Here is a 9,506-nt window from a genome sequence, read left to right on the forward strand (position 1 = left end):
AGGCTGCGATCTTTTGATCTTGTTTTTAAAAGCGAAGATCAAAAGATCGCAGCCTTCGGCAGCTCCTACACCGGTGCCAACCCGAAAAACGCCTGGATCAACCGCAAATCCCGCCGCCGCTCCATACACCCCATCATGTGCCGATTCACCAGCCCCTCGCCGATGATCGGTACCGCCGCCACCCGTGGATCGTGACTGACCTCCACCGACGACACCACCCCCACACCCAGTTCGGCGGCCACCGCCTCGGTCACCGCTTCGCGACTGTCCAGTTCCAGCAGCACCCGTGGATTGACCTTGGCCTGGGCGCATGCCTCATCGAAGGTGCGCCGGGTAATCGAACTCGGTTCGCGCAGCACCATGATCACCTGATCCAGTTCCTTGAGCTGCACGCCTTTGGTCTTCTGCGCCCAAGGATGCCCATCGGGCACCAGCGCGCAAATCCGTGATTCATTCAGCGCCTGCAGATGCAAGCCCTTGCGCGGCTCGACCTCGGTCAGCACCGCCACGTCGGCATGTTCGGACAGCAGCGCCGCCAGGGTTTCCTGGGCGTTGCCCAGGCGCAGGTTCACCGTGATCCCCGGATAGCGTGCACGCAGGCTGGCGAGCATCGGCATGACCATGTGCGGGCCGTCCGCCGCCACTTCCAGGCGCCCGGTCAGCAATTGCCGGTTGGCTTCGAGCATTACCTGCGCCTCTTCGGCCAAGCTGAACATCGCCCGGGTGATTGCCGCCAGTTTGGTGCCCTCCTCCGTCAGTTCCACGCGGCGGGCGGTGCGGCGCAGCAGGGTGATCTGGTAGTGCTCCTCCAGGGCCTTGATGTGCCCGGTGACGGCCGGCTGGCTGATGAACAGCCGCGCCGCCGCCCGGGTAAAGCTGCCTTCCCGGGCCACGGCATCGAAGGCGCGGAGCTGGAACAGGTTCATGAATAACCCTCACTGATGGTTGGCATAACAACAAACAATTTGATTGATAACACGGCAAATTGCAATTTAGGCACCAACGCTTCATCCCATCGATTGCGAGGACACGAGAATGAGTACTGCCGAACCCATCCTGCTCACCCCCGGCCCGTTGACCACGTCGGCCCGCACCCGTCAGGCAATGATGGTTGACTGGGGATCATGGGATGACCGCTTCAATCAACTGACCGCCAGCCTCTGCGAGCAACTGCTGGCCATCATCAACGGCGCCGCCACCCACCACTGCGTGCCCCTGCAAGGCAGCGGCACCTTCGCGGTCGAGGCGGCGATCGGCACGCTGGTGCCTCGGGACGGCAAGATTCTGGTATTGATCAACGGCGCCTACGGCAAGCGCCTGGCGAAAATCTGCGAAGTGCTGGGGCGCTCGTTCAGCACTTTCGAAACCGCCGAGGACGAACCGACCACCGCCACCGACGTCGACCGCCTGCTTCGTGCCGATCAAGACATTACCCATGTCGCCCTGATTCACTGCGAAACCAGCACCGGCATCCTCAATCCGCTGCCAGAGATCGCCCAGGTCATTGCGCAACACGGTAAGCGCCTGATCATCGACGCCATGAGCTCCTTCGGCGCCCTGCCAGTGGATGCGCAACAAGTGCCGTTCGACGCACTGATCGCCGCCTCGGGCAAATGCCTGGAAGGCGTGCCGGGCATGGGTTTTGTCTTCGCTCGCAAAGAGTCCCTGGCCAACGCCGTCGGTAACTCGCATTCGCTGGCGATGGACCTGCAGGACCAGCACGCCTACATGGCCAAGACCGGCCAGTGGCGCTTTACCCCGCCGACCCATGTGGTCGCGGCGCTGCACGAAGCCCTTCTGCAATACAACGAAGAAGGCGGCTTGCCGGCGCGGCACGAACGCTACGCCGCCAACTGCCAGGCATTGATGGAAGAGATGGGCAGACTGGGGCTGCGCAGCTTCCTGCCGGCGGCTATCCAGGCGCCGATCATCGCCACCTTCCACGCCCCGAAAGATCCACGCTACGCATTCAAGGAGTTCTACGAGCGGGTCAAGGCCAAGGGTTACATCCTCTACCCCGGCAAACTGACCCAGGTCGAAACCTTCCGCGTCGGCTGCATCGGCCATGTCCAGCCAGCCGAAATGCGCGAAGCCGTGGCGGCGATTGCTGAAGTGTTGCGCGAGATGGAAGTGTTAGAGATCTAACCCACACCACATTCCCCTGTGGGAGCGAGCTTGCTCGCTCCCACAGTAAAAGCGGCTCTCCAATCGTCAGTTTTCTACAGGAAATTAATTGCCATGAACTACTCCAACCCAAGCAAACTGCAAGCCGCCATCCTCGACTGGGCCGGCACCGTGGTCGACTTCGGCTCCTTCGCCCCGACGCAGATTTTCGTCGAAGCCTTCGCCGAATTCGACGTCCAGGTGTCCATCGAAGAGGCCCGTGGCCCGATGGGCATGGGCAAGTGGGACCACATCCGCACCCTGTGCGATCTGCCGGAGGTTGCCGAGCGCTATCGCAAAGTGTTCGGCCGCACGCCGACCGACGATGACGTGACCGCCATCTACCAACGCTTCATGCCGCTGCAGATCGAAAAAATCGCCGAACACTCGGCGCTGATTCCCGGAGCGCTGGAGACCATCGCCAACCTGCGCCAGCAAGGGATCAAGATCGGCTCCTGCTCCGGCTACCCGAAACAGGTCATGGACAAAGTGGTTGAACTGGCTGCCACCAACGGCTACGTGGCCGATCACGTGGTTGCCACCGATGAAGTCCCGAATGGTCGTCCATGGCCCGCCCAGGCGCTGGCCAACGTCATTGCCCTGGGCATCGACGATGTCGCCGCGTGCGTGAAGATCGATGACACGGTGCCGGGCATTCTCGAGGGGCGCCGCGCCGGCATGTGGACCGTGGCGCTGATCTGCTCGGGCAACGCCCTGGGCCTGGACTACGAAGGTTATCGCGCCTTGGGCTGCGACCAACTGGACGGCGAGCGCAAGCGCATCCACGCAATGTTCGAAGGCTCGCGTCCGCACTACATGATCGATACCATCACCGATCTGCCGCAAGTGATCGCCGACATCAACAAGCGCCTGGCCAACGGCGAAATGCCTCAGTCGAGCTGATAAGTCCCCGCATTGCCCCTGTGGGAGCGAGCCTGCTCCCACAGGTTTCTTCTGTGCATTACCCAAACCAGGGCATCCAGCGACCAATCGCCTCAGGCAAACCCGGTGAAACAGGATTACAGTTAGAGCACACCGTCGGATAAGAGCGGTGGCTTTAAACCGGACCTCTGAGGAACACCGTATGCCGTGGAAAAACTCCGAATCGCGCTACAGCACCGTATCGATCGCGCTGCATTGGTTGATGCTGGTCCTGCTGGTGCTGGTTTACGCCTGTATCGAGTTTCGCGGGCTCTTTCCCAAGGGCAGTGGCGGGCGCACGCTGATCGTCGAAACACACTTCATGCTCGGCCTGACCGTATTCGTTCTAGTCTGGGTGCGATTGTTCGCACGCAGCCTCGGCCCGGCGCCGCAGATCTTCCCGGCCTCGGCGCACTGGCAAACGACGCTGGCCAGGCTGATGCACTGGGCGCTGTACATTTTCATGATCGTCACGCCGATTCTCGGCTGGCTGGTCACCAGCGCCAAAGGCAATCAGGTGATGTTCTACGGTGTCGACCTGCCGATGCTGGTAGCGGAAAACAAGGACCTGGCCAAAGAGCTCCAGGGCTGGCACGAGCTCGGCGGCACTATCGGCTACTGGTTGATCGGCCTGCATGCCGTGGCCGGGCTGTATCACCATTATGTGGTGGGCGATAACACCTTGCTGCGGATGATGCCCAAGCGCGTGAACCGCGACTCCTGAGACCAATGAATTCCAGTGTGGGAGATTCTATGGTTGAGGGAAAGCCCTCAACTGGCTTTTGGCTGATATTCGCTTTGCCCTTTCAGCAAGGCGAATACCACCCGAGCAAGCTCGCTCCCACATTGGTTTGCGGTGCGTTTCAGGCTTGTGAGTCAAATCCCCGCCGCCCCTGCAAGCCCCCCGTGTGGACAAAGATCAGTCGTGTGCCCCGGGCGAACTTGCCCGCCTCGACTTGTTGCTTGAGGGCCATGAGTGCCTTGCCGGTGTACAGCGGCTCCAATGGAATACTCCCGGCCTGCTCTGTCTTTTCGATAAAGTCGAGCAGCAGCGGATCCACCTTGGCGAAGCCGCCGCGACTTGCGTCGATCAGTTCATACCTCGCATTGACTACACCGGCTTCCTGCACGATCCGCTCGACCATCTGCGCCACCCCATGATCGTCAGGCACCGCCAGGGCACCGTACACCGAATGATCCCCCGCTTCGGCCAGTACCAGGCCGACCAGGGTCGTGCCGGTGCCGCAGGCCAGCCACCAGCCGTCATGGTCGCTCCAGCCCAAGCCCGGCAATTGCGCGCAAACAGTGGCCCGCAACTGCATGCAACCCAAGGCACCAGGCAAACCGCCTCCCCCTTCAGGCACCGGATGCAACCTCGGGTAGCGGGTTTGCCAGGGTTGCCAGAAACCCGCTTCATGCCTTGCCCGATAGCCTGCATACCCCAGCCAGTGCAACTGCATGCCGAACGCCTGCAAGTCCTTGACTGTCGGGGTTTGCTGAGGATGCCCGCGCAACAGGCCGACGGTGGCAAAGCCGAAACGCTTGCCCGCCGCCGCCAACGCGTGGAGGTGATTGGAGTGCGCGCCACCGAGACTGATGATGCCTTCGGCCTCCAGGCGGTCAGCAGTTTTCAGGTGTTCGATGAGCTTGAACCATTTGTTGCCGCTGATCAGCGGGTCGATCTGGTCCAGCCGCAGGACCGCCACTTCGATGCCGGCTCGAGTGAGCCAGTCGAGGTGAAAGGGGTCGAGGGGGGCTTGAAGAAGCCAATTGTCTGGAGGAGAAAGCATGATGCCGGATCTATGGAAAGATCCGGCATCTTAACAGCCGACTTGTGCTGTGAACCCGAACGATGTGAGTTACAACTGCGCCGCCAAACGCGAACCCTGATTGATCGCCCGCTTGGCATCCAGTTCTGCCGCGACATCCGCGCCGCCGATCAGGTGCACGCTCTGCCCCGCCGACACCAGGCCGTCATGCAACTCGCGCAGCGGGTCCTGCCCGGCGCAAATCACGATGTTGTCCACTTGCAACAGCTGCGGCTCGCCGGTTTCGCCGATGCGGATGTGCAGGCCTTCGTCGTCGATCTTCAGGTATTCGACGCTGTTGAGCATCTGCACCTGCTTGTTCTTCAGACCGGTGCGATGAATCCAGCCGGTGGTCTTGCCCAGGCCGTCGCCGACCTTGGATTTCTTGCGTTGCAGCAGGTATACCTCGCGGGCCGGCGCATGGGGCGCGGCCTTGATACCGGCGACACCGCCGCGCGCTTCAAGGTGTGTATCGATACCCCATTCTTTCCAGAACGCGGCACGATCCTGACTGGTCGCTACGCCTTCATGGACGAGGAATTCCGAGACGTCAAAACCGATACCACCGGCGCCAATCACCGCGACGCGCTTGCCGACCGGTTTGCGCGCCAGGATCACGTCCAGGTAGCTCAGCACCTTGGCGTTTTCCACCCCCGGAATGGCCGGCAGGCGCGGCGCAATGCCGGTGGCCAGAATGATCTCGTCGTAGCCGCCCTCGACCAGCCCGGCCACATCGACGCGGGTGTTCAGGCACACCTCGACGTTGGTGGTCTGCAACTTGCGGTTGAAGTAGCGAATGGTCTCAAAGAACTCTTCCTTGCCCGGAACACGCTTGGCGATGTTGAACTGACCACCGATTTCGCTGGCCGAATCGAACAGCGTCACTTGATGGCCACGCTCGGCGGCCACGGTCGCGGCGGACAAACCGGCCGGGCCGGCACCGACCACGGCGATTTTCTTCAGTTGCTGCACCGGCAGGTAGTTGAGCTCGGTTTCATGGCAGGCACGCGGGTTGACCAGGCAACTGGTCAGCTTGCCGCCGAAGGTGTGGTCGAGGCAGGCCTGGTTGCAACCGATGCAGGTGTTGATTTCATCGGCGCGACCTTCAGCGGCCTTGTTGACGAAATCCGGGTCGGCGAGAAACGGCCGCGCCATGGACACCATGTCGGCATCGCCCTCGGCGAGGATCTGCTCGGCTACTTCAGGGGTGTTGATACGGTTGGTGGTGATCAGCGGAATATTGACCGAACCACGCAGCTTGGCCGTGACCTTGCTGAAGGCCGCGCGCGGCACTTTGGTGGCGATGGTCGGAATCCGCGCTTCGTGCCAGCCGATACCGGTGTTGATGATGGTCGCGCCGGCCTGTTCGATGGCCTTGGCCAACTGGACGATCTCTTCCCAGGTGCTGCCGCCTTCGACCAGGTCGAGCATCGACAGTCGGAAAATGATGATGAAGTTCGGGCCTACTGCTTCACGAACGCGACGAACGATCTCCACCGGCAGACGCATGCGGTTTTCATAGCTGCCACCCCAGCGGTCGGTACGGTGGTTGGTGTGCGCGGCGAGGAACTGGTTAATGAAATAACCTTCGGAACCCATGATTTCCACGCCGTCGTACTCGGCGGTTTGCGCCAGTACCGAGCAGGTGACGAAATCGCTGATCTGCTTCTCGATGCCTTCCTCGTCCAGCTCCTTGGGCTTGAACGGGTTGATCGGCGCCTGGATCGCGCTAGGGGCAACCTGTTTCGGGCTATAGGCATAACGACCGGCATGGAGGATCTGCATGCAGATCTTGCCTCCCGCGTCATGTACGGCACGGGTGACGATACGGTGCTTGAGCGCCTCTTCCTCTGTCGTCAGCCTGGCCGCGCCGGAATACACGCCACCCTCTTCGTTCGGGCCGATACCGCCGGTGACCATCAGGCCGACACCGCCACGGGCACGCTCGGCAAAGTAAGCCGCCATGCGCTCGAAGCCACCCGGTTTCTCTTCCAGGCCCGTGTGCATCGACCCCATCAGGGTGCGATTGCGCAGCGTGGTGAAACCCAGGTCCAGCGGAGCCAGCAGGTGCGGGTATTGAGCGGCGGTCATCGGTAACTCCACATCGAGCGATCACGGAAAGTGCAGGAGCTCTACGGCCCCCGTCAGTCATGTTCGACAGACTAAGAGTCACGCCACCATCCCTCAATGACCGTAACTGACAAATTATTGATCGAAATGAGCAGAAGCTTTGGGCGGCCGGGAATGATTCAAAACAAAAACGACCTTGCGGTGCAGGTCCGGATTGAAACCTGCACCCTGAAGGCCGCCTTTCGGGCTCTGGACAAGTCCGCAAGATTTACGCGAAGAACCGGCTTAGCATGCGCTTGCTACTGCCCGCGCCGGCGCAACGCAGACGTCCTGTTGTTTCGCTCGCTGGGTCAACACCAGCATCGTCAGGAACCCGAGCGCAATCAGTACCGGATAGGCCATCAACAGTTCGGAAAGGGAATACTTCCAGGCCAAGGGACGACCGACACCCAGCATGGCGGCATACATCCAGGACACCGCCGACAACGAACCGCAGGCCAACGCCAGCATTCGTGCACTGAATCGGAGATTGAGCAAGGAGCCTGCCTTTTGCAGGGCCGGCAGTACCAGGCGATGCAACAAGATGCCGTTGTAAGTCAACAACGCCACAATAATGACTTTGGCTTGAAGTTTTGGATTCATGAAGTACTCGACACCTTTTTCCAGGTAATCGATACCGACGACAGCGATGCCCGTTACCCACAGCGCTATTAGTGAAACGATGACAGATCTTTGAAGACTTTCCATGTGAGCATTATCATGCTCAGTTAATACTTTCCGTTTTAAAAGATCCCTGACCATCGCGACATCACTGGTCAACACCAGCCCGATGGCCACACAACACGCCACCAAATGAACATAAATAACCCCCAGACGCAAAAACTCCAGGAATTCCTTATTTTCCAGCAGACTCATAATGGTATTTATCGCCACGGTATTTTCTCCACCTTATTCGAGAGTACGGATCGACTACTTGACAGAATCTTTAATTATTAAAAATTCTGTACGACCTTACTTCTAAAAGATAAGCCAAATCATGGACTCGGCACTCTCAACCTCATTGATTCACCTGGCGAATCAATGACCGGTTGATTTATCGCCTCCCTGAGTTTCAGATAAAAACCCCCAGTGGCATTCACTGCACTTGAGATTCTATTTCCACTTCTTTTTTTTCAATCGCGGGGGCAGGTCATGGCTGACGTGCTCAAGGATCAGAGGCCACAGACGCTACAATGTTCATTTTCCGCACAAGCCACCGACAAACGGTGCGTAGCGCAAGTTCGCCTGAAGCGACAGCAATGAGTCAACTTCCCCGCTATTGCCCACAGCAACTGGCCTGCTTGCCTGGATGCACTTCGAGCATTGCATATTGGATCCGCTAGTTGTTATACATCCCATAAGTCTCGCAATAGCGAGTGACTCTCATCCAAGGCAAACTCCAACGACGGACTTCACGGTGATCCAGCCACCCTTTCAGGCAGACAGCAATACAGGATCAACTGAAAGGAGCAGGATATTAAAAGCAAATTAGTCGTCAGCGAATGAAACTGCACGCAGTCAAACCCTGTCGGATGGCAAGTACTTTGAAACGGCATACCCGCTAATTGTGGTCTCGCTCAAAACCCGAAGTAGATAAATGCCGTAGCGGCCACGACACCCCATGCGACCAACGCCATTACCGTTGAATTTTGCGTTGACCGGGATTTGTCCAGGCGCCGCAAGCCGAACTTCGAAAAGCCGACCTGTTCATAACAGCAATACATGATCGCCCGGTAGGTATATCGCAGGCCGACCAACAGAAACAGGGTAATCAGGCCAAGGACAAGTCCATGCCTGATAGCCGGTTCAACCAATTCCACAAGGTGATCCTGTTCGCAAGCAACGCTATCGACTTCCACAAGGGTTATTTGCCGGTAGTCCGCCGAAGACCGCTTTTGGCCAATCTGGATCACCGCCTGTTGCTCCAGATCCAGCGCCTGATACTTCCAGAGCGTTGATGACCCTTCTCGACAGAACGTAAAAGCAGCAGGACTTGAGATGGCGACAATACAAGCGTCGTTGATATCCAGTTTTTTCAGCGTTTCCGTGGCTGACCTGGTGAAATCCAGGTCGAACACCGGATTAACACCGGTAGCAAAAGCCGCGACCGAAACCAATAGACTGCTCAAGAGGCAGATGGCTGAAATGTTCAAGGCCGGGTTTCCCTTTTTCAATTGATTCTTTGATTTCGCAGTTCGGTTCCAACCTGCCGCCTTGATGAGTTCCAGTACGCTGCTGGCACCCCGATAGCTAATGGGCAATTGAGTGGATGGAGAAAGGGAGGGCATCCATTGCCCTCCCCTCCGTGGTCCACGCTCCCTGCGACAGTCCTTGCCAGGACCTCAAGAGGCCAGAATGAAGTCTGTGGCCGAAACGGTGTTTGGATCACCCACACCTACCAGGGTGATGGAACCCGCACCGAAGTTGAGCAACGTATCCGCACCGAGATCAACGACATTGACACTGCTGCCAAAGGTCGCCGCCGTGATGTTGAGCGCGGCGAAG

8 protein-coding genes are annotated in these 9,506 nt (G+C 59.0%); 3 read left to right on the forward strand and 5 right to left on the reverse strand.

Annotation, left to right across the window (positions count from 1 at the left end):
* Positions 1-65 precede the first annotated feature (65 nt).
* A complete protein-coding gene (locus tag ACM6G4_RS02440) occupies positions 66-926 on the reverse strand; it encodes a LysR substrate-binding domain-containing protein (protein WP_056724032.1) in 861 nt (286 codons plus the stop codon).
* A 109-nt stretch (positions 927-1,035) separates the two neighbouring features.
* Between ACM6G4_RS02440 and ACM6G4_RS02445 the strand changes: the two genes are divergently transcribed.
* The 3 genes from ACM6G4_RS02445 (at position 1,036) to ACM6G4_RS02455 (ending at position 3,808) form a co-directional block, all read left to right on the forward strand.
* Positions 1,036-2,145, forward strand: a complete 1,110-nt coding sequence (locus ACM6G4_RS02445) for a 2-aminoethylphosphonate--pyruvate transaminase (RefSeq protein ID WP_056724030.1) — start codon at positions 1,036-1,038, stop codon at positions 2,143-2,145.
* 93 nt (positions 2,146-2,238) lie between these two features.
* Positions 2,239-3,066 carry a phosphonoacetaldehyde hydrolase gene (gene phnX / locus ACM6G4_RS02450; RefSeq protein ID WP_056724028.1) on the forward strand — a complete coding sequence of 276 codons (828 nt, stop codon included), beginning with the start codon at positions 2,239-2,241 and terminating at the stop codon, positions 3,064-3,066.
* A 181-nt stretch (positions 3,067-3,247) separates the two neighbouring features.
* Positions 3,248-3,808: a cytochrome b gene (locus ACM6G4_RS02455; RefSeq protein WP_056724026.1), complete on the forward strand. Its 561-nt coding sequence runs from the start codon at positions 3,248-3,250 to the stop codon at positions 3,806-3,808.
* Positions 3,809-3,947: 139 nt separating this feature from the next.
* Here the strand turns inward: ACM6G4_RS02455 and ACM6G4_RS02460 are convergent, their stop codons facing one another.
* The 4 genes from ACM6G4_RS02460 to ACM6G4_RS02475 form a co-directional block, all read right to left on the reverse strand.
* Complete coding sequence (locus ACM6G4_RS02460; protein WP_414912957.1) at positions 3,948-4,874, reverse strand: 1-aminocyclopropane-1-carboxylate deaminase/D-cysteine desulfhydrase; 927 nt, start codon at positions 4,872-4,874, stop codon at positions 3,948-3,950.
* Between the two features lie 69 nt (positions 4,875-4,943).
* Positions 4,944-6,983 carry an FAD-dependent oxidoreductase gene (locus ACM6G4_RS02465; protein WP_414912958.1) on the reverse strand — a complete coding sequence of 680 codons (2,040 nt, stop codon included), beginning with the start codon at positions 6,981-6,983 and terminating at the stop codon, positions 4,944-4,946.
* A gap of 264 nt (positions 6,984-7,247) precedes the next feature.
* Positions 7,248-7,895 (reverse strand): hypothetical protein, encoded by a 648-nt coding sequence (locus ACM6G4_RS02470; protein WP_223541573.1) that lies wholly within the window; start codon positions 7,893-7,895, stop codon positions 7,248-7,250.
* A 683-nt stretch (positions 7,896-8,578) separates the two neighbouring features.
* The gene (locus ACM6G4_RS02475) at positions 8,579-9,289 is read right to left on the reverse strand and encodes a hypothetical protein (RefSeq protein ID WP_156385755.1); all 711 of its coding nucleotides are present in this window, start codon (positions 9,287-9,289) and stop codon (positions 8,579-8,581) included.
* Between the last annotated feature and the right edge of the window lie 217 nt (positions 9,290-9,506).

The sequence above is a fragment of the Pseudomonas sp. IT-P258 genome, assembly GCF_949767825.1.
Classification (GTDB): Bacteria; Pseudomonadota; Gammaproteobacteria; order Pseudomonadales; family Pseudomonadaceae; genus Aquipseudomonas; species Aquipseudomonas monachiensis.

Coding starts and splice junctions, on each gene's coding strand:
- ACM6G4_RS02460 (WP_414912957.1), bottom strand. CDS start 4,874: ATGCTTTCTCCTCCAGACAATTGGCTTCTTCAAGCCCCCCTCGACCCC.
- ACM6G4_RS02465 (WP_414912958.1), bottom strand. CDS start 6,983: ATGACCGCCGCTCAATACCCGCACCTGCTGGCTCCGCTGGACCTGGGT.
- ACM6G4_RS02475 (WP_156385755.1), bottom strand. CDS start 9,289: ATGCCCTCCCTTTCTCCATCCACTCAATTGCCCATTAGCTATCGGGGT.
- ACM6G4_RS02455 (WP_056724026.1), top strand. CDS start 3,248: ATGCCGTGGAAAAACTCCGAATCGCGCTACAGCACCGTATCGATCGCG.
- phnX (WP_056724028.1), top strand. CDS start 2,239: ATGAACTACTCCAACCCAAGCAAACTGCAAGCCGCCATCCTCGACTGG.
- ACM6G4_RS02445 (WP_056724030.1), top strand. CDS start 1,036: ATGAGTACTGCCGAACCCATCCTGCTCACCCCCGGCCCGTTGACCACG.
- ACM6G4_RS02440 (WP_056724032.1), bottom strand. CDS start 926: ATGAACCTGTTCCAGCTCCGCGCCTTCGATGCCGTGGCCCGGGAAGGC.